21 protein-coding genes are annotated in these 26,034 nt (G+C 63.5%); 16 read left to right on the top strand and 5 right to left on the bottom strand.

What is annotated here, in order from left to right; translation table 11 throughout:
• Positions 1-7: 7 nt before the first annotated feature.
• Positions 8-256: a 4a-hydroxytetrahydrobiopterin dehydratase gene (locus Q4S41_RS04005; protein ID WP_305029818.1), complete on the bottom strand. Its 249-nt coding sequence runs from the start codon at positions 254-256 to the stop codon at positions 8-10.
• A 144-nt stretch (positions 257-400) separates the two neighbouring features.
• Between Q4S41_RS04005 and Q4S41_RS04000 the strand changes: the two genes are divergently transcribed.
• From Q4S41_RS04000 to Q4S41_RS03970, 7 genes are all read left to right on the top strand, one after another.
• Complete coding sequence (locus tag Q4S41_RS04000; RefSeq protein WP_305029817.1) at positions 401-904, top strand: hypothetical protein; 504 nt, start codon at positions 401-403, stop codon at positions 902-904.
• A gap of 57 nt (positions 905-961) precedes the next feature.
• Positions 962-1,177 carry a hypothetical protein gene (locus Q4S41_RS03995; protein WP_305029816.1) on the top strand — a complete coding sequence of 72 codons (216 nt, stop codon included), beginning with the start codon at positions 962-964 and terminating at the stop codon, positions 1,175-1,177.
• A 103-nt stretch (positions 1,178-1,280) separates the two neighbouring features.
• The gene (locus Q4S41_RS03990) at positions 1,281-1,979 is read left to right on the top strand and encodes a metallophosphoesterase family protein (protein ID WP_305029815.1); all 699 of its coding nucleotides are present in this window, start codon (positions 1,281-1,283) and stop codon (positions 1,977-1,979) included.
• 539 nt (positions 1,980-2,518) lie between these two features.
• Positions 2,519-5,068: a hypothetical protein gene (locus Q4S41_RS03985; RefSeq protein ID WP_305029814.1), complete on the top strand. Its 2,550-nt coding sequence runs from the start codon at positions 2,519-2,521 to the stop codon at positions 5,066-5,068.
• A gap of 364 nt (positions 5,069-5,432) precedes the next feature.
• Positions 5,433-5,990 carry a DUF6252 family protein gene (locus Q4S41_RS03980; protein ID WP_305029813.1) on the top strand — a complete coding sequence of 186 codons (558 nt, stop codon included), beginning with the start codon at positions 5,433-5,435 and terminating at the stop codon, positions 5,988-5,990.
• Between the two features lie 33 nt (positions 5,991-6,023).
• Positions 6,024-9,176 carry a T9SS type A sorting domain-containing protein gene (locus tag Q4S41_RS03975; RefSeq protein WP_305029812.1) on the top strand — a complete coding sequence of 1,051 codons (3,153 nt, stop codon included), beginning with the start codon at positions 6,024-6,026 and terminating at the stop codon, positions 9,174-9,176.
• A 111-nt stretch (positions 9,177-9,287) separates the two neighbouring features.
• The gene (locus tag Q4S41_RS03970) at positions 9,288-9,788 is read left to right on the top strand and encodes a hypothetical protein (RefSeq protein ID WP_305029811.1); all 501 of its coding nucleotides are present in this window, start codon (positions 9,288-9,290) and stop codon (positions 9,786-9,788) included.
• Positions 9,789-10,105: 317 nt separating this feature from the next.
• On the opposite strand, the gene Q4S41_RS03965 is transcribed toward Q4S41_RS03970, so the two are convergent.
• Positions 10,106-10,924 (bottom strand): hypothetical protein, encoded by an 819-nt coding sequence (locus Q4S41_RS03965; protein ID WP_305029810.1) that lies wholly within the window; start codon positions 10,922-10,924, stop codon positions 10,106-10,108.
• Positions 10,921-11,409 carry an RNA polymerase sigma factor gene (locus tag Q4S41_RS03960; protein ID WP_305029809.1) on the bottom strand — a complete coding sequence of 163 codons (489 nt, stop codon included), beginning with the start codon at positions 11,407-11,409 and terminating at the stop codon, positions 10,921-10,923. Before Q4S41_RS03960 ends, Q4S41_RS03965 begins: the two co-directional genes overlap by 4 nt.
• Before the next feature lie 293 nt (positions 11,410-11,702).
• Between Q4S41_RS03960 and Q4S41_RS03955 the strand changes: the two genes are divergently transcribed.
• The 7 genes from Q4S41_RS03955 (at position 11,703) to Q4S41_RS03925 (ending at position 20,576) form a co-directional block, all read left to right on the top strand.
• A complete protein-coding gene (locus Q4S41_RS03955) occupies positions 11,703-12,995 on the top strand; it encodes a serine hydroxymethyltransferase (protein WP_305029808.1) in 1,293 nt (430 codons plus the stop codon).
• Between the two features lie 207 nt (positions 12,996-13,202).
• On the top strand, positions 13,203-14,042 hold the full coding sequence (gene tatC / locus Q4S41_RS03950) for a twin-arginine translocase subunit TatC (RefSeq protein WP_305029807.1): 840 nt from the start codon (positions 13,203-13,205) through the stop codon (positions 14,040-14,042).
• A gap of 66 nt (positions 14,043-14,108) precedes the next feature.
• The gene (gene rpiB, locus Q4S41_RS03945) at positions 14,109-14,537 is read left to right on the top strand and encodes a ribose 5-phosphate isomerase B (RefSeq protein WP_305029806.1); all 429 of its coding nucleotides are present in this window, start codon (positions 14,109-14,111) and stop codon (positions 14,535-14,537) included.
• A 118-nt stretch (positions 14,538-14,655) separates the two neighbouring features.
• Positions 14,656-16,608, top strand: a complete 1,953-nt coding sequence (locus Q4S41_RS03940) for an ATP-binding protein (RefSeq protein ID WP_305029805.1) — start codon at positions 14,656-14,658, stop codon at positions 16,606-16,608.
• A 598-nt stretch (positions 16,609-17,206) separates the two neighbouring features.
• Positions 17,207-17,710 carry a VOC family protein gene (locus tag Q4S41_RS03935; RefSeq protein ID WP_305029804.1) on the top strand — a complete coding sequence of 168 codons (504 nt, stop codon included), beginning with the start codon at positions 17,207-17,209 and terminating at the stop codon, positions 17,708-17,710.
• A 34-nt stretch (positions 17,711-17,744) separates the two neighbouring features.
• Positions 17,745-18,329, top strand: coding sequence for a hypothetical protein (locus tag Q4S41_RS03930; protein ID WP_305029803.1), 585 nt, complete (start codon positions 17,745-17,747; stop codon positions 18,327-18,329).
• A 33-nt stretch (positions 18,330-18,362) separates the two neighbouring features.
• Positions 18,363-20,576, top strand: coding sequence for a tetratricopeptide repeat protein (locus Q4S41_RS03925; protein WP_305029802.1), 2,214 nt, complete (start codon positions 18,363-18,365; stop codon positions 20,574-20,576).
• 127 nt (positions 20,577-20,703) lie between these two features.
• On the opposite strand, the gene Q4S41_RS03920 is transcribed toward Q4S41_RS03925, so the two are convergent.
• On the bottom strand, positions 20,704-21,939 hold the full coding sequence (locus Q4S41_RS03920) for a transglutaminase-like domain-containing protein (protein WP_305029801.1): 1,236 nt from the start codon (positions 21,937-21,939) through the stop codon (positions 20,704-20,706).
• Positions 21,940-22,064: 125 nt separating this feature from the next.
• The gene (locus Q4S41_RS03915; protein ID WP_305029800.1) at positions 22,065-23,699 is read right to left on the bottom strand and encodes an NADP-dependent glyceraldehyde-3-phosphate dehydrogenase; all 1,635 of its coding nucleotides are present in this window, start codon (positions 23,697-23,699) and stop codon (positions 22,065-22,067) included.
• Positions 23,700-23,857: 158 nt separating this feature from the next.
• On the opposite strand from Q4S41_RS03915, the gene Q4S41_RS03910 reads away from it, so the two are divergent.
• Positions 23,858-24,286 (top strand): hypothetical protein, encoded by a 429-nt coding sequence (locus tag Q4S41_RS03910; RefSeq protein WP_305029799.1) that lies wholly within the window; start codon positions 23,858-23,860, stop codon positions 24,284-24,286.
• Positions 24,287-24,436: 150 nt separating this feature from the next.
• A complete protein-coding gene (locus Q4S41_RS03905; protein ID WP_305029798.1) occupies positions 24,437-25,912 on the top strand; it encodes a hypothetical protein in 1,476 nt (491 codons plus the stop codon).
• The last annotated feature ends 122 nt before the right edge of the window (positions 25,913-26,034 follow it).

Raw genomic sequence — 26,034 nt, 5'->3', positions numbered from 1 at the left:
CAGGCGCTTACTCCACGCTATACCGCGCCGCCACGGCATCGATGGCCTCGGCCAGCCGGTGGTCGCGCCGGGTCACGGTATTGCCGGCGTCGTGGGTGCGCAGGCGAAATTCAACCACGTTGTATTCGTTGCTGAACCACGGGTGGTGGTCGAGGCGCTCGGCTTCGGCCGCTACGTCGGTCAGGAAGGCGAAGGCGGTTTTGAAATCAGCGAAGCGGAAGCGCCGGCGCAGGCTGTTGTCGGTTTCGGTCCACATGAGGCTGGGGCAAGAGGGCGGGCGGGTATGGGGGTAGGAGGCAAGGCCGGCGTGAGGTTGGGGCAACCCAAACCGCTGAACCAAAGTACACCTTTCCTACACACTTCCCGCCCCCATACCCCCGTACCCTCATACCCTAAAACCATGGCCATCGACCCCAACAACCGCCCCATCCGCGTCATCAACGACGACACCACTAACGAAGAAATGGAGGCCGGCCACCACATTCCCAACGCCGACCCGCCCAAGAACGACGCCGCCCGCGGGGGCTTCGGCAACCGCGACGGCAAGGAGGGATTCGGCTCCGACACGTCGGGCGGCGAAACGGCCGTGGGCGTGAACGAAACCGCCGACAACATGAGCCCGCCCGCCGACAACATGCGCTCGAACGACGAGGGCCGCGCCGGCCGCGCCAACCAGGACCTGCCGGCCGACGACGAGCTCACCGACACCATCGAACCCAGTGGCCGCCCCGTCGATGAGCTCGACGTGCACGACCGCCGCCCCGGTCTCGATGAGATGCTGAACCCCAACTCCCGCGTGGGCATGGGCCAGATGGAGCCGCGCCCCATTAAGCCCATCACCGGCACCGACACCAACGCCGAGCTGAACGACCCGAACGCCTCCGATTCGGCCATCGACCAATAGCCTCCTGGACCGGCTACCTCCGGTCCCTTCTTTTCCACATTTTTATTCCTTTCCGCCATGTCCACGCACCACAACGACCAGAAAACCGGCGAGCATCCCAACGAGCGCAAAGCCGTAGGCACGCCTAAAGCCGATGCAACGCCCGCCGGCGAAACTACCGACCAAACCGAAGACCAGCTCGAGCAGGATGCCCTCGACGCCGGCCAGCGTCATCCCAACCGCAGCCACGACAAAGCCGACCTCGACAAACCGGCCTACGGCGGCGGCCACTAGGCTGCTAGCATAGTCTAGATTAAGCAAAAAGCACGTCATGCTGAGCGCAGCCGAAGCATGACGTGCTTTTCGTTTTATTGAGTCCCAATTCCAAATTGACCTCATGCGCCGCTTCGCCACCACCGACCTGCACGGCTGCCTGCACACTTTTCGCAAGCTGGTAGAAGAAGAATTGCGCCTGACGCCCCGCGACGAACTCTACCTGCTGGGCGACTACGTGAACAAAGGCCCCGACAGCCGCGGCGTGCTCAACTACCTCATGCAGCTGCAGGCCGGCGGCTACCGCGTGCACTGCCTGCGCGGCAACCACGACCAGGCCCTGCTCGACGCCGCGCGCCACCGCTGGCGCTGGGACTGGCTGGGCCCGCGCGGCCGGCAGCCCACGCTGCGCAGCTTCGGCGTGCGGCGCATGGCCGACATCCCGGCCCATTACCTCAACTGGCTAGCAGCGTTGCCCTACGAAATCGAATTGCCCGATTTTGTGCTGGTACACGCCGGCTACAACTTTGCCCTGCCCCCGGCCGAGATGCGCCAGGACCATGCCACCATGATGAACACCAAGAAATTCATCTACGACGCCTCGCGGCTGGGCGGGCGGCGCCTGCTGCACGGCCACGTGCCCACGCCCACGGCTCAGGTGCGCAGCAAAGCCGCCACGCATCCCGGCGCGCTGGGCCTCGACACGGGCTGCGTATACCGGCACAACCCTGAAATGGCCCACCTCACCGCCCTGAACCTAGACAGCTGGGAGTTGACGTTGGTGCCCAACTGCGAGCCGGCCTATACCATCGGGAAGCGGTAAACCGTCCGATTTGCCTTTCTCAAAACCCGCTTCAGGCATGCAAAGGCTGAGGCGGGTTTTTGCATTATGCAAATATTAATTCTTTGCCATTATACACTTGTTTAAGCGAAGTTGATATTCTAAATAAATTTGTGGTTAGAAAAATTATATTTACATGGGTGCCCACAAATTTTTTTTGCATGGGATATAATGAATTGAAGTATTTTTAATAAAATGAGTCATTTTAGTTGTTGTTAAAAAATATAATTGGAAAATATTTGGAAATCAATAGAATGGTGGAAATAATATTGACGATAAATAGGATTATGACTGTTTGGTATTGACGTGAGTATTGCGTTTTGATAGTTGGAGGAATAGGTTTGATAAATGCTATTTATCTCCGTCTGACCATATGCGCCACTAAAGCCATTTCATAGATGGCCCAAAACCAGGATTGAACTATGCCTGGTCGTGCAAGTGAATGTCTAACGGCTGATGGAATTGCCTGTCCTCATCAGACTGGCCGGCTGCAATCATCACACTTCTTTTCAACAACTGTCATGAAACACTCCTTACCCTCCGCCGTTCATTCATTTGGACCGCTGCCTGTCCAGCCGTGGTGGGAACGCCGCCGCTGGCAACTGGTGGCCCTGCTGCTGGCCGGGCTACTGCTGCTGGGCAGCCGCGCCCAGGCCACGGTCATCATTACCGTCGGCAACGGGCAGGCCCAGTATGCCACCATCACGCAGGCGCTGGCGGCCGTGCCTTCGCCGCTCACGCAGCCCTATGAGCTACAACTACTCAGCGGCTCGTACAGCGAAAACGTGCTGGTAACCCAAACGGGCACGGCAACCAATACGCTCACCATCAAGCCCGGACCCGGCGTGACGCCAATTATCAACGGCACCTTCACCTTCGGGGCGGGCAGTGCCTACGTCACGCTCAGCGGCAACAACGGCACCCCGCGTACCCTCACGCTGCGCCAGACCAGCCAGCTGGCGCCCACGCTGGTGTTCAGCGACGATGCCTCGCATAACACGGCCAGCGAAATCCTGGTGCGCGGCGCGGCGTCGTCGTGGACCAGCGGCGTGGTGGTGGTGGGCGACGGCACCACCACGGGCAACGACTACAATACGCTGACCCAAAGCTTCGTGTCCAATGCCAACCCCGCGCAGCTGCCCGCCAACCTGGTGTACGCGGCCAATGCCGGCGGTGGCACCAACGACGGCTTCACCCTCACGCGCAACGAGCTGTCGAACTTCACCCGCACCGGCGTGCTGGTGACCACCGGCAACGGCGACGAGTGGACCATCAGCAACAACAACATCTACTACAATGCCTCGGCGGTGCCCACCACGGCCCAAACGGGCATCGACTTTGGCCCCGGCAGCGCCGCCAACGATGCCCTGGTATCGAACAACGTGATTGGCGGGCAGGCGGCCGGGGCCACGGCGGGCACCTGGACCAATGCCGGTACGCAGAGCTTCCGCGGCATTGTGATGAGCTGCGGCAGCAGCACCAGCCTCACCAACGAGGTGATGGGCAACACGGTGAGCAACGTGAGTTTGACGGGCACGAGCTCGGCGGCTCTCACGGCCTTCGGCGTCGATGCCGGCCGCAACGAGCTGTCGGGCAACGTAGTATCGAGCGTGAGCAACACCGGCACCAGCGGCGTGAACAGCCTGGTGAGCCGCGCCACCACCGTGCTGACCAACTTCTCGGTGAGCAGCGGCCAACTGATGGTGGTGGAAAACGGCCTGACCGTGGTGCAGGGCAACCTCACCAACGCGGGCATCCTCAACCACACCGGCGGCGACATGCTCGTGACCGGCAACTTCATCAACTCGGGCACCTTTGCCCAGACGCTGGGCGACCTCGAAATCAAGGGCAACATGACCAACACGGGCCAGTTCACCTGCTCCACGGGCAAGGTGAAGCTCACCGGCACCGGCCCCCAGACCGTGAGCGGCGGCCTCTACTTCAACCTGGAAGTGAACGGCGCGGGCACCAAAACCCTCACCGGCAACGCCACCGTGTACAACGGCGTGCAAATGATTGACGGCGTGCTGGCCACCGGCCGCTACGGCCTCATCCTTGACCGCCTGGCCAACCTGAGCGAAACCGACGCCAGCTACGTGCTGGGCCGCGTGGAAGTGAACCGCACGCCCACGGCCGGCACCTTGGAAGACTTTGGCGGCGTGGGCCTGGAAATGCTGCCCGCCAACGGCTCGACGCTGCCCGGTAGCACCTTCGTGACGCGCATCACGGGCACGGCCCCGGTGGGCGCGGCCGGCCGCCAGGGCATCTTGCGCTACTTCGATATCGACGCCGACGTCCTCACCGGCCTCAACCTGACCATGACGCTGCGCTACCTCGACCACGAGCTCAACGGCATCACGCGCGGCAACCTGCGCTTCTTCAAGTCCTCCAACCTGGGCGCTACCTGGGTGAACAAGGGCGTGAGCAGCGCCGGCGCGGGCACGCCGGCCGGCACCGGCTACGCCGTGCTGAACAGCGTGGACGGCTTCTCGCGCTGGACGCTGGGCGACATCAACGCGCCGCTGCCGGTGGGCCTCACCGCCTTCGAGGCCGCGCGCGAGGGCCGCAACGCCGTGCTGACCTGGGCCACTGCCACCGAGCAGGACAACCGCGGCTTCGGCATCGAAGTCTCCACGGATGGGAAGACGTTCAAGGAAATCGGCTTCGTGGCGGCCGAGGCGGCCAACAGCAGCACCGCCCGCCGCTACCGCTTCGTGGATGCCAGCGCGGGCAAAGCCGGCGTGCGCTACTACCGCCTCCGCCAGGACGACCGCACCCCCGGCGTGGCCCACTACTATGGCCCCCAGAAAGTGGAGTTTGAGGCCCTGGCCGCTGCCTTCGCCGCCTACCCCACGCAGTTCGGCCCCGACCTGACCGTGGCCCTCACGCATCCCAGCGCCACCACCGCCACCCTGCGCCTGCTCGACGGCCTGGGCCGCGAGGTGTGGCGCCAGGAGGTGGCGCCCGGCGCGGCCCCGCTGCACGTGCAGCCCGCCGCGCCCGCCGGCGCCTACACCCTCACCGCCACGGTGGCCGGCCAGGTGCTGCGCCAGCGCGTGGTGAAAGACTGAGGCCGAGGGCCGCGCCCCCGCGTCGTCCCGCCTTGTTGAGAAGCCCCGGCTGCGTGAGCGGCCGGGGCTTCTTGCTTTGGTGGGGGAAAACCCCAGGCGGGTAAACGATGCCACAATACGGAGATTTTTTGGTGACGCATGGCTGTTGGTATTCAACGGCAATGTGCTTTGATAGGCAACAGGCGAACTTTCGGCTGCCTGCTAACCAGGAAGATTCCTACGAAATGGACCCCAACCGATGTCTTATTCAGGGCATAATGTCCTTTTACCAGGCACCTATTCGGCTGAGCTTTACCGGCGCGTCGGGTAGCGTATCTTTCTCTAACGGCAGTAGTTGCCGGCCCCACTCCAAACGCGCCTTGTTATGAAACGCAAATTCCTGCTTTACCTGTGCCTGGCCACACTCACGCAGTGCAGCAAGTGCAAGAACGACCCCACGCCCGCCGACCCGGCCGCCCAGCTGCCACCGGCCACCCAGACCGGGGCCAACACCTTCGGCTGCCTCGTCAACGGCCAGCCCTACACCCCCGGCGGCGGCTCCAACGGCACCCCCAGCTACGCCGTGATTTACGACCCCGGCTACCAAGGCGGCAGCTTGGACGTGCGCACCTACCGCTATCCAGATGCACAGAGCCTAAAGAAACAGAGACTTTCCCTGGGCGGAATAAATATTAACCATGCAGGCGTTTACCTAATTGGAGCAAGTCCCGACACCGGAGCAGGGTTTACGGATGAATACCGCACATCCCCCTGTGATACCTATAGAAGCGACCAAGCAAACGGTTATTCTAAAGGCTCTATTACTATCACGCGTCTGGACTTGCAGGCGGGCATCATTTCGGGCACGTTCGCCTTCACGCTGGCCCAGCCGGGCTGCGATACCATCAAAGTCACGCAGGGGCGCTTTGATAAGAAACTTTAGTCCCATTTTTTCACCCCAACTCCCTTCCATTCTATGAAAAAACTTTTTACGCTACTCGCTCTTTGCTGGCTCTGCGCCGCCGCGCCGGCCTGGGCCCAATCGCCGCCGCCCGACTCGCTGCGCCAGCACCTCGACCACCTGTTCGCGCAGGTCGACAAAACCCAGGTGCCGGCGCCCTTCCTGGAGGAGTACGGCCTGCGCTTTGTGCCGCTTGACGTGTTCAACGGCACCCTTACTGACAGCAGCCGGACCAACATGCAGGCGTGGCGCATGGCCTACGCCAGCGTGCTGACGAGCTACATCACGGGCACCAACCCCCTTCCCACCCTCGGCGACCTCAACACCCGCCTGCAAACGCAGGCCACCGCTTCGGCAGCCATTCCCATCATGGTGCAGCGCATCAACTACGCCGCCCTGCGGCCCGACGCCCTCACGGCCGGCCTGTTCACGGCCCAGAACGAGCAGCTCTTCGATGTGGCCGGGCGCAGCCAAAGCCCCTACCTCTCGCGGGTGCTGTTCATGGCCGCCCCCGAAACCAGCGTGGCCGCCACCGGCGACGTGAGCTTCGTGTTTGCCCAAAACCTGCACGTGCAAAGCGGGGGCGGCAGCGTCAGCAACCTGAGCATCGACTTCGGCGACGGCCAAGGCTACCGCACCGCCACCTGGGGCCAGCCCATCGGGGCGAGCTACTGCACGGCCGGCACCCGGCGCGTGAAGGTGCGCGTGACGTATTTCCAGTCCACGCGGTTCGGTACTGCCAACAGTACCAGCACAAACACCAGCACCGTCGGCGGGGCCCAGCCGCAGATTGTGGCCGGTACCTACACCAGCTACGAAAGCCATTTCGACTTGGAGGTGCGCGCCCCCGGTTGCGCGCCCGCCGCCCGCTATTCCGACATCGGCCGCACGGTGCCCTTCGGCCCGACCTCCGAGCACTCCGGCGGCATGGTGTATATCCGCTACGGCGATGGTAGCCGCACGCAACTGCTCCGGCCCTTGATTGTAGCCGAAGGATACGATGCATCCAGCGTTGCGCCGCATTTGCAGAAGTATAATTATAGTATCAGGGACTTTTTAGCGGATGTAAATCCCGTATTTGGCTATAACCTCTATAGCGCCCTAGAAAATGCCCCCAGTCCCAACGGTCTGCCCGCCGGGGCCACGGGCTACGATATCGTCTTCATCGACTACGCCAACGGCACCGACGACATCCGCCGCAACGCGGCCTTGTTCAAAGAGGTGGTGGACTGGGTGAACCAGGAAAAGGCACGCAACGGCAGCACCGAGAAAAACGTGGTGCTGGGCATTTCGATGGGGGGGCTGGTGGCCCGCTACGGCCTAGCCAAAATGGAACGGGCCGTGCCCAACAGTTCCGACACCCGCCTGCTCGTGACCCACGACAGCCCCCACCGCGGGGCCAACACGCCCCTGGGCCTGCAAGCCCTGGTGGCGCAGGCCAACGCCATGGTGGGCGTGCAGATACTGGGGGGCATCGGCGCGCTGTTCGGAAAAGATATTTTCCCGGAGGTATTCGAGGGCGAGCAACTGGGCAACGCGCCCGCTACCCAGCAGCTGCTGCTGGTGCGGGCCACCCGCTCGGGCTATGGGCCATTTGCTTCGTTTGCCACCAGCTTCAATTGGTTTATTGCCAGCGATTATCAGCCCATGGTGAGCGGCAGTTTCCCGTATCAATTCGTGGCCACGAGCCTGGGGTCACAGTGCGGCAACGGGTCCTTGAGCCCGCACGATGAACTGGTGCGCTATCAATTCTCGGGCTTTCTTTCGCCACTGCCGTGGATAAAGCGCACCAGCTACAACACGGAGGTCATCGTAAACGCCATGCCCAACCCCGGTCAGCATGAGCGCCTTTCCAGCCTGCGCATCTACCGGCAGGTGCGCACGCTGATGGTTTTCAACAGCCGGACCTACCTCACCAATTTTGCCTTCCACTCGGTGTTCAGCAACCCCGTGGCCTGGGACGGCTTGCCCGGGGGCACCCAAAACGTGAGCGAGCAGGCACGCATCGACCCACCGACGGGCCATTTCAGCTTGCTATGGTTTCTAAGCCTGGATGCCAGCTTCTCCACGGCGGGCGATTTCTGTTTCGTGCCCACGGCCAGCGCCCTCGACGTGCCCATTGATAACGTTACCGCGCGTTCCAGCTATGTCAGCGACCTGACGTCGAGTCCTGTCCGGCCGGTGCCCCCCCACTTCATCGCCCAGAAGAGCTACACCACTGTGGGGGGGGGGCAGAAGTTCAATTACCCGCATCCCTTCTTTCCGGCCCGGCAGGCGGAATGGATTTTCAACGAGTTACAGCTGCAATCCAATGCCACCGTTTCCTGCTCCACCGAGTGCAACCTCTACCCACCCGTATCCATCACTGGGTCCGATATTGTCTGCGCTGGCAGTGCGGGTACGCCGTTCAGCGTAGCTCCGCCCTTCGGCGGGGTCACGGGCTGGACGGCCTCGCCGGCCGGGCTGGTCACTTTTATTCCGGCGAATACAGCGGGCGTGACCAGTGTGCAGGCAGTGCCAACTGCCGGCGCGCGCGGCGTGGTGACCATTTATGCTAATCTCAGCAACGGCTGTTTCAGCACCATCGCCAGCCGACGCGTGGCGGTAGGGGAGGGAATGATGGAGATTAACAATGGCATCAGCAATCCAACTTGCGCCACCACGGGCATCGTATTCAACCTTACGTCGAGCATCGGCGTTCCTGGGCCATACACTTGGACTACAAGCGCGGGGTACCTTTCCTCGAATAACGGCGGACAGAGCATGTTGATAGATGGCTTGCCCTTTCAGGATTACACACTGACAGTCACAGTGTCAAGCCCGTCGTACTGTCAAGGAGCCCCGGATGTACAAGCCGTGTACTATCAAGATTATTATACGCAGGGTTGTCCATCATACCGTAGCGCCCAAGCCGACAAGCCTTCCGCCACCCTCTACCCCAACCCTGCCCGCGAAACCGTGGACGTGCACGTGGAAAACGCCGACGCCGCCCACCCCGTCACGGTGCGCCTGTTCGACAGTTACGGCAGGCCCTGCGCCGAGCAGGCCAGCCGGGGCGAGGCCACCCTGCGCCTGAACACCGACAAGCTGCCCGCCGGCCTCTACTACGTGCACCTGCTGCAAGGCGGCAAAGTGGTGAAACGCGAACAATTACAGATAGAAAAATAACGGTACGCTTTTGCTTACATTTACCAGCACACGCGGGCGGCATGGCCTTTTGGGGCCCGGCCGCCCGTTTTTTTCTTCCCCATCTTTTTTCATTTTACCTCCCATTTACCCATGAAACAAGGCAACCGCATTTCCGAAACCCTCTCTACCGCCGACGCCAAAAAAGTCGTCGACCTGCTGCGTCAGGCCGAAGCTCTGCTGCCCTTCCTCATCACCCTGCAGCCCGAGGAAAGCAAGGGCCTGCGCAACATCGGCTTCGACGGCGTGCCCTTCGCCCAGGCCGCTCTCGACGCTACCCGCGCCGACCAGGGCTTCACCCGCCGCAGCTTCGACCTGGCCGAGTTTGAGAAAGACGTGGCCCTGATGGACAGCCTGCGCGGCATCCAGGCCGTGCTCGGGCCCCTGGCCCAGAAAGTGAACGACACCTACCGCCTGGCCGGCGCCGACGTGATGGTGACCGCCGACGACGTGTACGAAGACCTGCGCCAGGACAACGGCGAAACCGCCGCCGTGCAAACTGCCCTGCAAACCATGAAAAAGCGCTACGCCAACCGCCTCGGCGCCGCCGCCAAAGCCGTCAAAGCGGCCAAAGCCACCCTGGCCGCCGCCTAGCGGCCGTTCGAGCGGTTCGGAACCGGTCGTGAGTGGTTTGGGACCGGTCCGTAGTGGTTGCGCACCGGTCCCGAGTGGTTTAGAACCGGTCAGGGGTGGTTTAGAACCACCCACTACCGATTCTAAACCGGAAAGGAGCCATAAAAAACCGGTCGGAAGTGGTGAGCCACCACTTCCGACCGGTTTTTTATGGCTAGGCAGGCCTGTAGAACGGTGTAGGGGCGGGGCTTGCCCCCGCCCGGACGTTGAACGAAGGTGTTGGAACGATGCGGCCGCGCGGACGGGGGCAAGCCCCGCCCCCACACCGTTCTACAGGCCTACCGCCTTTCCAGCACCCCCGCCGCCACGGCCCGCCGGGCCGGGGCGCGGAAGGGGTTGAGCGAGTCGGCGGCCACGGCGCGCAGCTCTTTGAGGGCCGGGGCCAGCTCCTTGGCCTGCCAGTAGGCCATGCCCAGGTGGTAGCGGGCGCGACGGGCCAGCTCGGAGGCTCCGTCTTCCTCGCTCACGCGGCGCAGGTAGAGCTGGGCGGCGTTGCCCTGGCCCTGGCGCAGCAGAATGAGGCCGCGCAGGTACTGCAGAGTGTCGGCGCCCACGCTGGGCGGCGAGAGGCGGCCCAGCGAGTGCAGCGCCGCCGGGTAATGGCCCGACTGGTACTGGTCGAGCACCTCAGAAAGCAGCGGGCGGCTGTGCAGCAGCGCCGGCGTCACGACGGGCCCCGGGTCGGGTTGGTAGTAGGCTTCCCAGCTGCGGGCGGGCCGGGCGGGGCTGGGGCGGCTGAAGTACCAGGCCGCCACCCCGGCGGCCAGCAGCACAAAAGCGCCCACGGTGCCCAGCACGGTCCAGCGGCGCTGGCGCAGCTTGGCGAGGCGCTCGGTGCGGGCCAGGGCCGTGCCGCGCTCGTTCATGCGCTCATCCAGGGCTTGCAGGCGCAGGCGCAGGGTGTCGTGGCCGGCGGCCCAGCGCAGGTCGGCGGTGAGCTGCTCGTAGGCGGCGTGGGCTTCGGCCAGGGCTTCGTCCTGCTCCAGGCGCAGCTCGAAGGCCTCCTGCTCGGCCGGGGCCATCTGGCCGTCGGCAAAGCGTTCCAGCTCGTCGAAGTAAGGGCGGAGGTCGGGGCGGGGCGGAGTCGCGGGACTCATTTCAGCAGGTCGTAAAGTTTGCGCAGGCAGGCGCTTTTCTGGAGGCGGGCCACGGTGGCGTTGGGAAAGCCCATTTTGCCGCCCATCTTCTCGAAGTGGTAGCCGCGGAAGTAAAAGTAGGTCAGCACCTGCTGGCAATCGGCCCCGAGCTGGTTGAACTGGGCCAGCAGGCGCTGGCGGCGGCCGGCTTCGGCGGCGGGCAGGGGCACGTGGGCGGGCACTTGGGCGTCGAGGCGCTGCTGGGCCATGCCGTAGAGGAAGGCACGCAGGTCGTCGGGCATTTTGGTGATGCGGCCGTCGGCCACCTGGTCGTAGAAGTCGAGCAGGGTGTCCTGGAGCAGGCCGTGGGCCTGCGGGGCGTCGAGCTGGTACTGGCGCTGGGCCCAGCGGGCAAACAGGTGCCGGCTGCGCTGGTAAAAGTCAACCAGGAACTTCTGGTTGCCGACGCGCAGCTGGGTAAGGGTTTCGGCGAGAGGCGCAGACATGGCAGGGAGCAAAGGCAGCAGCAAGTAACAACGGAAACGGGGAATGCCGTGTCGTTCTGACGGGCGCCTCACCCCCCGGCCCCCTCTCCGAAGGGAGAGGGAAAGCCAGTCGACTTCGCAATTCTATTCGCAAACTCTCTTGCAAACAACGCAAACGCATGCGCCGCCGTAGCTCCCCCTCTCCTTTGGGAGAGGAGGCCGGGGGGTGAGGCGCCCGTCAGAACGACCGGATTGGGGGTGAGGCGCCCGCTAGAACGACAATCAAGCCCCATCAAGCTATTACCTTTACGCCCATGCAAACCGCCGCCCCCGCTCGCCTTCTCGACACCGCCGTTTTCGACCTCATTGCCCAGGAGAAAACCCGCCAAACCCACGGCCTGGAGCTCATTGCCTCCGAAAACTACGTTTCGGAACAGGTGATGGCCGCCCAGGGCTCCGTGCTCACCAACAAGTACGCCGAGGGCCTGCCCGGCAAGCGCTACTACGGCGGCTGCGAAATCGTGGACCAGGTGGAGCAGCTGGCCATCGACCGCGTGAAGGAGCTGTTTGGCGTGCAGTGGGCCAACGTGCAGCCGCACTCCGGCGCCCAGGCCAACGCCGCCGTGATGCTGGCCTGCCTCAACCCCGGCGACAAAATCCTGGGCTTCGACCTGAGCCACGGCGGCCACCTCACCCACGGCTCGGCCGTGAACTTCTCGGGCAAGCTCTACCAGCCTAGCTTTTATGGCGTAGAGCGCGAAACCGGCCTCATCGACTGGAGCAAAATCAAGGAAATTGCGCGCCGCGAGCAGCCCAAGCTCATCATCTGCGGCGCCTCGGCCTACTCGCGCGACTGGGACTACAAAGCCCTGCGCGAAGCTGCCGACGAAGTGGGCGCCCTGCTGCTGGCCGACATTTCGCACCCCTCGGCCCTCATCGCCAAAGGCCTGCTGAACTCGCCCTTCGACCACTGCCACATCGTGACCACCACCACCCACAAAACCCTGCGCGGCCCGCGCGGCGGCCTCATCATGCTGGGCAAGGACTTCGAAAACCCCTTCGGCCTGAAAACCCCGAAAGGCGAAATCCGCCAGATGTCGGCCCTGCTTGATGGCGCCGTATTCCCCGGCACCCAGGGCGGGCCGCTGGAGCACGTCATCGCCGCCAAGGCCGTGGCCTTCGGCGAGGCGCTGACCGACGACTTTAAAACCTACACCCAGCAGGTGGCCCGCAACGCGCAGGCGCTGGCTAAGGGCTTCGTGGGCCTGGGCTACGACATCATCTCGGGCGGCACCGACAACCACCTCATGCTGATTGACCTGCGCTCGAAAGGCATCAGCGGCAAGCTGGCCGAAAACACCCTGGTGCGCGCCGACATCACCATCAACAAAAACATGGTGCCCTTCGACGATAAGTCGCCGTTCGTGACCAGCGGCATCCGTATTGGCTCGGCCGCCGTAACTACCCGCGGCTTGGGCGAGGCCGACATGGCCCGCATCGTGGAGCTGATTGACGAAACCCTGACCAACCACGACAACGACACCCGCATCGGCCAGGTGCGCCAGCGCGTGAATGCCTGGCTGCAAGATTACCCGCTGTTTGCGTAGTTTTTTACGTAAGAGGGTTTGAGCCGTTTGTCATCCTGAGCGCAGCGAAGGACCTTATCAAGTTTGAACGACCATTGTTCAGCGGTGATAAGGTCCTCGGCTGCGCTCAGGATGACAAACGGTTTTATCCCTTCCTTTTAAATCCCCTGATTTCCCTCCGTGCAACCTCAACCGCAACAACCAACCCCTTCGGCCGAACCGCACGAAATGTCCTTCATCGACCACCTGGAGGCGTTGCGCTGGCACATCATCCGGGCGGCCATTGCGGTGGTGGTGTTCACCACGGTCGCATTTTTTGCCAAGGAATTCCTGTTTCACGACGTGCTGCTGGGCCCTTCGCGGCCCGATTTCTGGACGTACCGCATGTTCTGCAAGTTCGGGCAGTGGGTACACGCGCCGGATTTGTGCATCGATAAAATCGGCTTCGTCATTCAGAACCGGCAGATGAGCGGGCAGCTCACCATGCACATCAGCACCTCGTTTATGGCGGGCATCTGCCTGGCGTTTCCGTATTTGTTCTGGGAAATCTGGCGCTTCGTGAAGCCTGGCCTCTACCCGCACGAGCGGCAGAACTCGCAAGGGGCGGTGTTTTTTGTGTCGGTGCTGTTCGGGTTGGGGCTTTTGTTTGGCTACTACATCGCGGCGCCGCTGAGCATCAACTTCCTGGCGGGCTACGTGGTGGACCCCACCATCGAAAACCAGATTGACATGCAGAGCTACCTCAGCACGCTCACCACCATGAGCCTCTCGTGCGCCTTCGTGTTTGAGCTGCCCATGATTGTGTTCTTCCTGGCCAAGGCCGGCGTGGTGTCGCCCGAAATCATGCAGATGTACCGCAAGCACGCCATTGTGGTCATCCTCATCATCGCGGCCATCATCACCCCGCCCGACATCTCGGCCCAAATCATCGTCACCATCCCCATTCTGCTGCTCTACGAGCTGAGCATTCACATTGCCCGCGTGGTGCGGCGCGGCGACGCCGCCCGCCTGAACGCCAAGCTGGCCCGGCAAGCCGAGCGCGACGCCGCGCAAGCGCAGAACGGCTAAATTTGCCCGTCATGCAGCGCGCAGCATGACGTTCTTTCGCGTTGCCCGCCACTCACGAATCAAACTATGAAACTCGCCCTCGGCTCCGACCACGCCGGCTTTGCGCACAAGGAAATGCTCCGCGCCTGGCTGCCCGAGCAAGGCCACGACGTGCAGGACTACGGCACGCACTCCGCCGATTCGATGGATTACCCCGATGTGGCGCACCCACTGGCGGGGGCCGTGGAGGCCGGTGAAGCGGACTTGGGTATCCTGCTCTGTGGCTCGGCCAATGGCGTGTGCATCACTGCCAATAAGCACGCCGGCGTGCGGGCCGCCATTGCCTGGCTGCCGGAACTGGCGGCCCTGGCCCGGCAGCACAACGATGCCAACGTGCTGTGTATTCCCGCCCGCTACGTCGACGAAGCGCTGACCCGTGAAATTGTATCAACTTTCCTGAAAATAAATTTTGAAGGTGGCCGTCACCAGCAGCGAGTGGCGAAAATAAACTGCTGAAGCTGCTTTGCCCTGCTTTTATAGAATGTGGCCGCTGAAGAATTTGCACCCTGCAATATTCTGAAATAGCATTAAAGCGTGAAAGTTGGCGGGGTTGTGCTTATCTTTGGCTAGCATTATGCAGCCTTATATGACCCGGCCCGGATTTTTGCTGTTTTGGCTGCTTGCCTTCGGGGTGCTGGCCCGGCCTGCCTATGCGCAGGCCGGGCAGCCTGGGCCGGCCGGCAGCGAGGCGCTGCGGCAAAAACTGGCTACCTCGCTGCCCGATACCACGCGCCTGCGCCTGCTCAATGCCTTGTGCTACGCGCTGCACAACGAGCAGCCCGCCCGTGCCCTGCCCTACGGCGAAGCCGCCGTGACCCTGGCCCGCACCCTGCCCGCCGACGCGCAAGGCCCGCCGCTGCTGCGCAGCCTGCTGGTGCTGGCCAGTTGCTACGCCAACCTCTCGAACGGCCCCGAAGCCCTAAGCCTGCTCACCGAAGCCCAAAGCCTGGCCCGCAGCCTCAAAGACGTGGACGGCCTGGCCCGGACCTACACGGCGCAAGGCAGCATCTACCACGAGCGGCGCGACTCCACCACCGCTTGGCGCCACTACCGCAAGGCCCTGCAGCTGGCCAACCAGCCGGGCGTGTCGGCGAGCACGCGGATGCACCTGCTGGGCAACGTGGGCGGCTTGTTTTTCTTCCGGCAGCAGCTCCCGCAGGCCATGCACTTCGATTCGCTGGCGCTGGCGCTGGCCCGCCGGCAGGCCGATTCCACGGCGGAGGCCAACTACCTGTCGAGCCTGGCCACTTACCAGATGCGGGCCGGCAACATGGGCCGCGTGAAGCGCCTGCTGACGCAGGCCCTGGCCATCAGCCGGCGCCAGCACTCGGCCCGCAGCCAGGCCAACCAGCTCATTATGTTTGCGATGTACTACATCCAGATGGGCGAGCCGGAGCGCACCGATGCCGCCGCCCGCGAAGCCCTGGCGCTGGCCCGCCAGAGCGACTACCTGGAGCGCGTGCTCGATGCCTACAGCATCCTGTCGGCCGAGGCGGCCGACCGCGAGAACTACAAACAGGCCTACGAGTGGAACCAGCGCTACGTGGAGTTGAACGACACGCTCAACAACCGCCAAACCATGCAAACGCTGGCCGCCGCCCAGGTCAGCTCCGAGTCGCAGGAGCGGGCCCGGCGCCTGCGCCTGCTCACGCAGCAGCACGACGAGCAGGTGTGGCACAGCCAGGTGCTCATTGGGGCGGTGGCCGTGCTCACGCTGGCGTTGCTGGTGGCCGCCTACTTCTATCGCAACCTGCGCCGCAGCCGCTCCGAGCTGGCTGCCAATAACCGCGCCTTAGAGAAAGTATCGGTCGAGTTGCGCAGCGTGGCTTCGTTCAAAGACAAGCTCTACGCCATTGTGGCGCACGATTTGCGCGGCCCGGTCACGGCCTTCGCCGGCGTTACCAGCCTGATTGACTCCTATATTGCCCAGAACGACCAAGCGGGCCTCGCGCGCCTGCCCGCCATGGTGCGCCAGGCTGCCGACAGCCTCAACCACTTGCTCGACAACGTGTTGAACTGGGCCGTGAGCCAGACCGGCGAGCTCGAATGCCGGCCCACGCCCATTGCGGTGTCGGAGCTGTTTGCCGAGTGCCAGGCCCTGTACCAGACCACCGCCGCCGCCAGTTGGCAGCACATCACCATGGCCGCCCCCGATGGCCTGCGCCTGCTGGCCGACCGCAACATGACGCGCACCATTTTGCGCAACCTGGTGGGCAATGCCCTCAAATTCATGCCCTCGGGCGGGCACGTGCACCTCGAAGCCGCCCCTGACCCCGACGACCCGCAAATGGTGCTCATCAGCTGCACCGACACGGGCCCGGGCATGACCGCAGCCACCGTCTCCTCCCTGATGAGCGGCCCGGCCCTGCCCGAGCCCACCCCCACGCCCACGCCCCGCGCCACCGGCCTGGGCCTGGGCCTGGCGCTGTGCCGGGCTTTTGTGCACCGCCACGGCGGCACCCTCGTCATCCAGAGCCGCCCCGGCGCCGGCACCAACGTGACGGTGAGCCTGCCGGCCGCGAAGTAGCGCCTTGGAGGTGCCATTGCCAGGGCGCAGCCCGGGGCAATTGAAGGCCAGCGCAGCTAAAGTCCATTAAAAAGCCCCGGCACTGCGTAGTGCCGGGGCTTTTTGGCACTGGAAAGGGACTGGTTTTGACAGGACGAATTGCTTTGCTTGGCAATGACCGATGATTGCCAAATTCCCGCTGGCATTTCTGCCCGCGTCGGGCCCGGCTGGTGGCGCTTGAATTGAACCGGCAAGCTGTGGCGAAGGCCGCCAGCCGCAGCAGCACAAGCAAGCTTTTTTCAGGCCCTGACCGATAAGAAATAGTCAGCGACATTACTCCGAGTCGCCAGCTGGCCACCGTGCCTTGGGGCTTCAAATGGCCAAACCAGCCCAGACGCACCGCCGTGCGGCCTGGAAGGGCTGGCTACTCAATTACAATTTGGCCGGGAACGGATAAATAACGGGCTGAACAAGGGGCGTAAAAATCAAATTTATTATGAATAAAGTTTATATTTAGATGTTGGTTCGGCGCAGGACGTGCTTGCGTTGGCCACTGCGGGCGCCGCCCTCGTGGCGGGCTGCTGATGGTTTGCTTTCAATCATTTATCTCCCCGTCGCCATGAAAACGCCTCCGCCAATTGTTAAGGGCAAAGTTGTGCGCCCCGCCATGATAGAACTGGGGTTGGCCGACCCGGACCAGCTCGACAAGACCATGGCCTTCTACAAAACGCTGCTGGGCGAGGCTTCCTACCCTTTCCGCCTGGCCGCCGACATGGCCCTGCTCTGCCGAACCACCGACGACGGCAGCACGGATACCGTTATCTATTGGCAGGTGCCGGGCTCGGGCATGGCCGATTTGGAAAAGGTGTACGACGACCTGATTCGGAACCACGGCTGCCAGGGCGTGCGCCCACCCCACAAAATGCCCGCCTCCCAGGCCGACTCGCAACAGAACGACACGGCCCTGTGCACCCTGGCCGACCCCTCGGGCGGCGTAGTGGGGCTGGTTATCAACCCGCCCTATCCGTTTGCGCCGATGCTGACCAGAGGCTTTGCTCAGGCAGAAACCATTAACCCGCCCTTCCCGCGCATCGACGCCGGGCAGCCCGAGGCCATGGCGTAGGCCCGATTTTCTTGTTCTTTTTCAGACCACAAGCATGAAGCAGAAACGACATTCCGGCCCGTTGGGGCCGCACCAGCCGGGCCAGGTGGTATCGGTGGCACAGCGATACTCCGTGTGGAGCAACTACCAGGCGGCCGTGGTGGCCAAGCTTAAAACGCCGGAAAACCCTAACCCGGCACCACCCACGTATTCTCCTTATTCCATTGAGGATTTGAATGATACGGAAGCGCTGTTTGTGTGGCAGCCGGCGGGCCAGGGCTACGTAACCGACTGTCGGATTAACTATGCCTGGCTGGATAAGAAAAAAGCGACCGGACTGTGGGTTTCTTATGATGCCCGCATTTTCGGCCGCCGCTACAAGGGGGTGGAAAACCCCGATGACAGCTTGCCGGGCGAATACGATGAGGCGAGCGGCACGCGCCGGGCGGTGTTCAAAGACACCCAGACCGAGCTCCGGGACGAGTACGATGGCTACATCATCAACCCGCCGTATCCGCGCTACCGGGTGGGGAAGTCTTTCGGGATAGGCCGAGAAATCAGCACGTTGGCGGTAGGAGTGGCCTTTGCCGTGGCTGCTGGGGCCGTGGTGTGGGCGTTGGGCCGCCGCCAGCACAAGTAGGCCCGGAGCCGGCCCCTCAAACCCCTGACGCCTATGAAACGCTGGCTCCTTTTGCTGCTGGCTGCCGCCTGGTGGCCCGGCGCTCCGCTCGCCGCCCAGACGCGCGTGGCCGACAGCCTGCGCGCCCTGCTCCGGGCCGATACGCAGCCCGACACCACGCGGGTGCGCCGCCTGCAAGCCCTGAGCAACGGGCTGCTGCTGAGCGATGCCCCGCAGTCGACGGCCGTGTTGGAGCAGGCCCTGGCGCTGAGCCGCCGCCTGCGCGACGCGCGCGGCGAGGGCCAGGAGCTGCTGGGCCTGGGCACCCGCTACCGCCGGGCCGCCGACTACGCGCGGGCGCGGCGCTACACCCGGGAGGCGCAGGCCCTGTTTGGGCGGCGCCACGATGCGGCGGGGCTGGCCAAAACGTTCATTCAGTGGAGTTTCATCGAAGCCGACCAGGAAAACCCGGCTGCTTCGCTGCGGGCCGCGCTACGGGGCCTGCCCTACGCCGAGCGGGCTGGCGACCACGAGGCGCAGACCTACCTGCAGGTGGCCATTGGCAGTGTGTATGTGCAGTTGGGCAACTACAAGGATGCCCTGGCGGTGCTGAAACCCGCCCTGCGCAACGCCGAAGCCCGCGGCGACGACTACATGCAAGCCGCCTCATTGAACCTGCTGGGCAACGCCTACCGCCAGCTCAACCACCCGGCCCAGGCCCTGACCTACCTGCGCCGCTCCGCCGTGATGAACCGCAAAGTGGGCGACCAGCTGAGCGCGCTGATTGACGAAATCAATCTCTCCGAGCTGTATGCTGAGCAGGGCGACCTGGCCCGGGCCATGCAGCACGCCACGCGGGCCCGCCGCGAGGCCAAAGCGAACAAAGACGGGTTCAACCTGCCGCCTGCCGAGCTGGCCGTGGCGCGGGTGCACCTGCAGCAGGGCCGCCCCGATAGCGCCCTGGCGCTGGCCCGGCACGCCTTCGCCCTCAGCCAGCAGTTGCACAGCAAGGAAGGCCTGCGCAATGGGAGCGAGCTGCTGGCCCAAGCATACGCCCGGCAGGGCAACTACGCGCAGGCCTACCGGTACCAGGGCCTCTGGGTGGCTTACAAGGATTCGGTGTCGGGCATCGAAACCCAGAAAAAAACCAGCGCCCTGCGCTATGGCTACGAGCTGGACAAGAAGCAGGACCAGATTACCTTGCTCAAGCAGCGCCAGCAGCTGCAGGCCCAGCGCGCCGCGCGCCAGCAACAGAAAATGCTGGGCCTGGTGGCCGGGCTGGTGGGCCTGCTGCTGCTGGCCGCCCTGCTGGCCCGGAACATTTTTCTGAAACAGCGCGCCAACCGCGTGCTGAACGAGAAAAACGAGGAAATAGCCCGCCAGCGCGACCGCCTCGACCAAACCCTGACAAAGCTCAAAGCCACCCAGAGCCAGCTGGTGCAAAGCGAGAAGATGGTGGCCCTGGCGGCCCTCACCACCGGCGTGGCCCACGAGATGCAGAACCCGCTCAACTTCGTGAACAACTTCTCGGAAGTGAGCCTGGAGCTGCTGACCGAGCTGGAAGAAGAGCGCCTGCTGCCCGCACCCGACCCCGAGCTGACGGCGGGCCTGCTCGGCGACCTGCGCCAGAACCTGCGCAAAATCAACCAGCACGGCATTCGGGCGGCGGGCATTGTGAAGGGCATGCTGGAGCACGCCCACCCCGACCCCGGCCAGTTGCAAAGCATCGACCTCAACGCCCTGGTGCAGGACTACCTGCGCTTGGCCAACCACAGCCTGCAAAGCAAGCACAAGGGCTTCGTGGTAGCCCTGCACCTCGACCTGGACCCCGCCCTGGGTCTCGTGCGGGTGGTGCCGCAGGAGCTGGGCCGGGTGTTGCTCAACGTGTTTGCCAATGCCTTTTACGCCGTGCACCAGAAGGCCACGGTGCAGGGCAGCACCTACGCGCCGTCGGTGCGCGTGCGCACGCTGCGCCGCAGCGGCTGCGTGGAGTTGCACGTGCGCGACAACGGCAGCGGCATTCCGGCCGTGGTGATTGATAAAATATTCGACCCGTTCTTCACTACCAAGCCGCCCGGCGAAGGCACCGGCCTGGGCTTGTGGCTGAGCTACGACATCGTGACCAAGGGTTACGGCGGCACCATCGCGGCCCGCTCCGAAGAGGGCGCTTTTACCGAACTGATAATGACGCTGCCGCAGGACCAGAACCTGCAGGCGGCGGCGGCTCCGAGCAAAGTACCCGCCGCTACCGCAGAGCCGATAGAATGAAGCCGTGCGCAAAGGCGGTGCTCAAGAAGGCGGCTTAGGAATTGCTGGCGCGCATTTCGAAAGGGCAAAAACAGTAAGCTGCCCAAGCCGACGTGCGGCGCGCAGCAAAAGCCCGCCTTGCTTTTGCTCAGGGCTTTTGCCAGAAAGCGGCCGCGTTGCTGGTGTTGTAGAGCGTGAAGCTGGTGGCGCCGTCCTGCGTGTTGCGGACGGGCGGCCTGGTGGCGCCGACGCTGGCCGGCAGCAGCGTGACGTATTGCAGGGCCTTACCGGGTCCGCGCGTTTCCAGGTCGTACTGGCTGCTCACGGGGCATTGCAGCTTGTAGAGGTTTTTGGCCATGTACTGGTAGAGGTAGTCTTCCTTGGTTTTGGAAACCTTGTGGTTCCAGTTGGCGGTGGGGTTCACCAGCAGCGGGCGGCCATCCATTATCCGGGCGCGCACTTCCTCGATGCTGAGCAGCTGGCCCTGCTCATTCATCACGTAGGCGTCGTTGGTCGGGTCCATCCACAGCCATTTCTGGAGGCTGGGCGAGTACACGGCGTTGATGACGTGGCTGTCGTAATCGGTGGTGTCCTTGGGCAGGCAGCCCACAAAGCGCGCCTTGTAGCCCATGGCCAGGTAGGCTTCGTTGAGGATGGTGGCCAGGCCGCGGCAGTTTAGCCCGCGCTTTTCGGCACGGCACACGCGTAGCAAATCCTGGGCGTTGCGCACGGCGGGGTTTTCGTGGTTGCCGTCGTGCGGCACCTGCTCGTGCACCCAGTGCAGCAGGTTAATGTAGCGCGATACTTCGTTGCCCTGGCCCGCGATTGAATCGAGCTTGTAGGTTCTGCGCAGCGCCACGAGGTGCGGGTCGTCGGCGCTTTGGTAGGTGAAAGCCGGCAGCGGCCGGGCTTCGTTCGGGGTGTAGCCTTTGGCTTGCTGCAAGACGTAAATGAAGTCGCCGTGCTCCCGAATGGCGGCCATTTGCTGCTGGAAGCCTTTGTCGTTGCGAATCAGGTCCAGGTCGGTGTCTACCTTGGCGTGGCTGTAGTTTTTATAGCCGTGCTCCACGGCGTGCCGGAAGCTGAGCACGGCGTTGGGCCGGTCCTTCAGCAGGGCGTAGTAGCAGGCGCGGTTGTAGTCGACCCCGGCCAGCGCCCCGCGAAACAGCTGCTTGTCGGTAGGACCCAAAGCGTTGTACTTGGCCTCCCATTCCGGGTAGCGGCCCAGAATCTGACGGTATTCCTTCTTCTCCGACAGAATCTGGATTTCCTTGAAAAAGGTCGTGCAATAGGCATCAAATGCGGCGGTGGACGGGGCCTGCTGCGCGCGCAGGGCCGAACCAAATAGCAGAAACGCAGCCAGCAGCGGTAGCAAGCGGGACATAGAAATCAGCGGAAAAAGGTGAAAAGAGGAACCTGAAACGCCAGATGCCCGAAACTAGCATAAAGTTGCTTGTTTCGGGCATCGGTTAGGCTCTTAGGTAAAGAGCCGGATTGAAGCGGGGCGGCTTACAGAATAAACCGCGTGCTCAGGAAGCTGCTTTCCTGCCCGTCCACTATTTCGTTGAGCAGGTGCTTGTTGGCATCCGTCATCTTGGTGGCCACCACCGTGCGGATGCTGAACGAGCGCAGGGCGTCGTACACCGAGAGGGTGCCCTCGGCCGAGTCTTTGCGGCCGGTGAAGGGGAAGGTGTCGGGCCCGCGCTGGCACTGGGCGTTGATGTTCACGCGGCTCACCTGGTTCACCAGCTGGTCGACCAGGCTGGCCACTTCCTCCGATTCGGAGCCGAAAATGCTCACCTGCTGGCCGTGGTCGGAGTCGATTATGTACTGGATGGCCTCGTCGGTGCTGGCGAAGCGGGCCACCGGCACCACCGGGCCAAACTGCTCCTCGCGCCACACCTTCATGCCGTCTTTCACGGGGTAGAGCAGGGCGGGGTACACCAGCGGGCCGCTGGCGGTGCCGCCGCCTTCGTTCATCACGCGGGCGCCTTTAGCTTCGGCATCGGCAATGACTTCGGCCAGGTAAGCCGGCTTTTGCGGCTCGGGCAGGGGGGTGATGTTCACGCCCGCGTCCCAGGGCATGCCGGGTTTCAGCTTGTTGATTTCGGTGGCGAGGCGCGCCACGAAGTCGTCGGCAATGCTCTCGTGCACCAGGAACATCTTGAGGGCGGTGCAACGCTGGCCGTTGAAGCTGAGCGCGCCCAGCACGGCTTCTTTCACGGCCACTTCTAGGTCGGCGTCGGGCATCACGATGGCGGCGTTCTTGGCATCGAGCCCCAGAATGGCGCGCAGGCGGTTGCTCTTGGGGTGCATCTTCTTGAGCGAATCGGCCACGCGGCTGCTGCCGATGAGGCCCAGCGCGTCAATCTTGCCCGAGGCCATGAGGGCCGGCACCACGGTGTTGCCGCGGCCGTACACGGTGTTCACCACGCCCTTGGGGAAGGCTTCGGTGAAGGCCTGCAGCAGCGGGTAGTGGAGCAGGGCGCCGTGTTTCGGAGGTTTGAACAGCACGGTGTTGCCCATAATCAGGGCCGGAATAAGCATGCAGAACGTCTCGTTCAGCGGGTAGTTGAATGGGCCCATGCAGAGCACCACGCCCAGCGGCGAGCGGCGAATCTGGCCGATGATGCCTTCGGTGATGGTGAAGCGCGACGAGTCGCGGTCCATGTCCTTGAGGGCGTCGATGGTGTTGCGGATGTAGTCGACGGTGCGGTCAAACTCCTTCTCGGAATCGGTCGTGGATTTCCCGATTTCCCAGAGCAGCAGCTTCACAATCTCATTTTTGCGGGCCACGATGAGGCGGGTGAATTTCTCGACGGCGGCAATGCGGTCGGCCACGCTCATGGTGGGCCATTCGCCGCGGCCGTGGTCGTAGGCGCGCACGGCGGCATCGAGGGCTTTAAGGGCTTCGGCCTCGTCGAGCAGCGGGTAGGAGCCGATGACGCGGGGCTTCAGGGAGCCGTCGGGCTGGCGCTCGAACATGGGCGACACCACTTCCTGGGTGGGGCCGGCCCACTCGCGCAGCTCGCCGTCGAGCAGGTACTCGCGCTGGTGCAGGGGCTCGGGCAGGCGCCAAGCTTCGGGAATGGCCGCCGCGTCGGGCGGGAAAAGTTGGGTCAGGTTTTCGGTGCTTACAGCCATAATTGGGGCAAAAAGTGCGGTGCGAACCTACGCAACAGCGTATGGGTACGGAAATGTTGGCCGTGGGCGCTCGTTTCGGCCGGTTTTCACGGGAACGATTGCGTGCCGCGCAGGCGCCCGAAAACCGCTATGTTTCGCTTGAAATTATTTTTTCGCTCATGTCGCTCCACACCCTCATTCTGCTCAATTTCGCCGCTGCCGCCTACCTCGCCGGCCTCATCTGGACGGTGCAGGTGGTGCATTACCCCAGCTTCGGGTTGGTGCCAAAAGCGGCGTGGGTGCCCTTCCACGCGGCCCACACCCGGCGCATGAGCTACGTGGTGATGGCCCCGATGGTAGTGGAATTGGGCCTGGCCATCTGGCTGGCATGGGCCGGGCGCACGGTGCTGCCCGGCGGCGCGGGCTGGTGGAGCCTGGGGCTGGTGGGGCTGATTTGGGCGGCCACGTTTTTCATCTCGGTGCCTTTCCACAATCGGCTGGAAAAGGGGTTTGACTACATTGCCATCGACGGCCTGACGCGCACCAACTGGCTGCGCACGCTGGCCTGGACGGCGCGGGCGGCGCTGTTGGGCTGGCTACTGGCGTAATGAACGCGCCTGTCATCCTGAGCGCGGCGAAGGACCTTCTCACGTTGACTGGTTAACAGTCATTCCATCGTGCGCAGTCCGCGCGCAGTTATGAGAAGGTCCTTCGCTGCGCTCAGGATGACAGGCGAATTCGGCGCTACTTTTAGCGGCATGAAGCTGTTTCTATTGCTCGTTTTTCTGCTGGAAAGTTTTTCCCTCTGGGCCCAACAGGCACCAAGCGCCGGCCCCGGCCCGGCCGTCACCGTCGAAGTGAGCCGTACGCACGCGCTGGTGCGCTTCGTGCAAACGCTGGCGGGCGACAACAATACCTACCGGGGCAGCCGAAAGGCCTTCGAGGCCAGCCGCTTCAACACGCCCGCCGCCCGGCGCTGGCTGCGCCGCTACCAAAGCCTCGACCGTGACCCCGGCTTCGACCGCGACGGCTATCCAGCCGGGCGCCTGGGCAGCGTGGGCTCCATTATGCCCAGCTACCTGGCCGCCAGCGCCGACGCCCAGGACCTGCCCGACCTGCAGCGCCGCACCGTGGGCCTGCTGCCCAACGAGGTGCTGGCGGGCCTCGACAGCGTGTACCGCTACTTCACGCCCGCCTTCGACACGCTGGCCTGGCAGCCGCACGCCGCCGAGCTGGGCCGGCTACGCACCGCCTACGCCGACTTCCTGGCCAAAAGCCAGCTCATGGCGAAGTTTGGCCGGCTGCGCACTTTCTACGGCAGCGTGTGGCCTGATGCGCTGCCGTACCGGGTGCTGCTCACCCCGCAGCTGGATGTGAAACAGGGCTTTAATGGCCTGATTTTCACCAACCACGCCACGGCTACCGGCAACTTGGTGCTGCTCGACTGCCATCCCAACTCGCGCACATTTGTGGATGGCACGGCGGTGGTATTTCACGAGATGAGCCACACGCTCTCGGCGCAGCAGCGGCTGGCCTTGCAGCAGCAGGTGGAAGGCTGGTACCTGCACCACCCCTCGCCCAACGGCCGCTATGCCTACAACCTCATGGAAGAAGCCTTTGCCACGGTGGCCGGCGAGTGGATTTATGTCCAGCAAACCGGCAAAGTCGAGAGCGGCGAGTGGTATTTCGACGACTACGTCAGCCGCTACGCCAAAGCTCTCTACCCGTTGATGACGAGCTACGTGGAGCGCGGCCAAACCATCGACAGCGCCTTCGTAAACCAAGCCGTCGCCCTCTTCGACCAAACGTTTCCGCAGGCTGCCACCAGCTATGTGAACCTGTTTCGCAAGACCCTTTACTGGACCAACGCCGACGATTTCCAAGCCGCAGTGCAGCCGTTCCAGGACCGTTTTCGCACCACGTTTACATACTCGTCATTCCCCATTCTGAACTCTGCCAAGCCCCTGAGCCGGGCCCAGAGTGGCGAGGTGCTGCCCGTCATCCTCATCACCCGCGAGCACGCCGCCACCCTCAAATACCTGCGCGCCAACTTGCCTGCCCTGCGTAAGCAGCGCCTGCGTCCCGAGCAAAGCTTCGTGCTAAGCACCACCGGTCCCAGCGGCCCCATCATCCTCGTCAATGCCCACGATGCGGCCCAGCTCACCGCCGCCGCCAAGCTGCTGGAGAAACAGGGGCATCTGGACCCGAAGGCGCCGCTGGTGGAGCTGAAATAGCAGTTCAAAATACCAATCTGTCATGCTCATCTGGCGTCCACGCAGTGAAGCACCTTATCACGCCAGAACAGACCGTTCCAACGTGATAAGGTGCTTCACTGCGTGGACGCCAGATGAGCATG

The organism is Hymenobacter convexus (assembly GCF_030580955.1).
GTDB lineage: Bacteria > Bacteroidota > Bacteroidia > Cytophagales > Hymenobacteraceae > Hymenobacter.
The sequence above is the reverse complement of the archived record's forward strand: the minus strand, read 5'-3'. Positions and strand labels throughout refer to the sequence as shown.

Coding starts and splice junctions, on each gene's coding strand:
- tatC (WP_305029807.1), top strand. CDS start 13,203: ATGTCCTTCATCGACCACCTGGAGGCGTTGCGCTGGCACATCATCCGG.
- Q4S41_RS03925 (WP_305029802.1), top strand. CDS start 18,363: ATGAAACGCTGGCTCCTTTTGCTGCTGGCTGCCGCCTGGTGGCCCGGC.
- Q4S41_RS03975 (WP_305029812.1), top strand. CDS start 6,024: ATGAAAAAACTTTTTACGCTACTCGCTCTTTGCTGGCTCTGCGCCGCC.
- Q4S41_RS03955 (WP_305029808.1), top strand. CDS start 11,703: ATGCAAACCGCCGCCCCCGCTCGCCTTCTCGACACCGCCGTTTTCGAC.
- Q4S41_RS03965 (WP_305029810.1), bottom strand. CDS start 10,924: ATGAGTCCCGCGACTCCGCCCCGCCCCGACCTCCGCCCTTACTTCGAC.
- Q4S41_RS04005 (WP_305029818.1), bottom strand. CDS start 256: ATGTGGACCGAAACCGACAACAGCCTGCGCCGGCGCTTCCGCTTCGCT.
- Q4S41_RS03920 (WP_305029801.1), bottom strand. CDS start 21,939: ATGTCCCGCTTGCTACCGCTGCTGGCTGCGTTTCTGCTATTTGGTTCG.
- Q4S41_RS03980 (WP_305029813.1), top strand. CDS start 5,433: ATGAAACGCAAATTCCTGCTTTACCTGTGCCTGGCCACACTCACGCAG.
- Q4S41_RS03995 (WP_305029816.1), top strand. CDS start 962: ATGTCCACGCACCACAACGACCAGAAAACCGGCGAGCATCCCAACGAG.
- Q4S41_RS03910 (WP_305029799.1), top strand. CDS start 23,858: ATGTCGCTCCACACCCTCATTCTGCTCAATTTCGCCGCTGCCGCCTAC.
- Q4S41_RS03940 (WP_305029805.1), top strand. CDS start 14,656: ATGCAGCCTTATATGACCCGGCCCGGATTTTTGCTGTTTTGGCTGCTT.
- Q4S41_RS03915 (WP_305029800.1), bottom strand. CDS start 23,699: ATGGCTGTAAGCACCGAAAACCTGACCCAACTTTTCCCGCCCGACGCG.
- Q4S41_RS03935 (WP_305029804.1), top strand. CDS start 17,207: ATGAAAACGCCTCCGCCAATTGTTAAGGGCAAAGTTGTGCGCCCCGCC.
- Q4S41_RS03905 (WP_305029798.1), top strand. CDS start 24,437: ATGAAGCTGTTTCTATTGCTCGTTTTTCTGCTGGAAAGTTTTTCCCTC.
- Q4S41_RS03970 (WP_305029811.1), top strand. CDS start 9,288: ATGAAACAAGGCAACCGCATTTCCGAAACCCTCTCTACCGCCGACGCC.
- Q4S41_RS03985 (WP_305029814.1), top strand. CDS start 2,519: ATGAAACACTCCTTACCCTCCGCCGTTCATTCATTTGGACCGCTGCCT.
- Q4S41_RS03990 (WP_305029815.1), top strand. CDS start 1,281: ATGCGCCGCTTCGCCACCACCGACCTGCACGGCTGCCTGCACACTTTT.
- Q4S41_RS04000 (WP_305029817.1), top strand. CDS start 401: ATGGCCATCGACCCCAACAACCGCCCCATCCGCGTCATCAACGACGAC.
- rpiB (WP_305029806.1), top strand. CDS start 14,109: ATGAAACTCGCCCTCGGCTCCGACCACGCCGGCTTTGCGCACAAGGAA.
- Q4S41_RS03930 (WP_305029803.1), top strand. CDS start 17,745: ATGAAGCAGAAACGACATTCCGGCCCGTTGGGGCCGCACCAGCCGGGC.
- Q4S41_RS03960 (WP_305029809.1), bottom strand. CDS start 11,409: ATGTCTGCGCCTCTCGCCGAAACCCTTACCCAGCTGCGCGTCGGCAAC.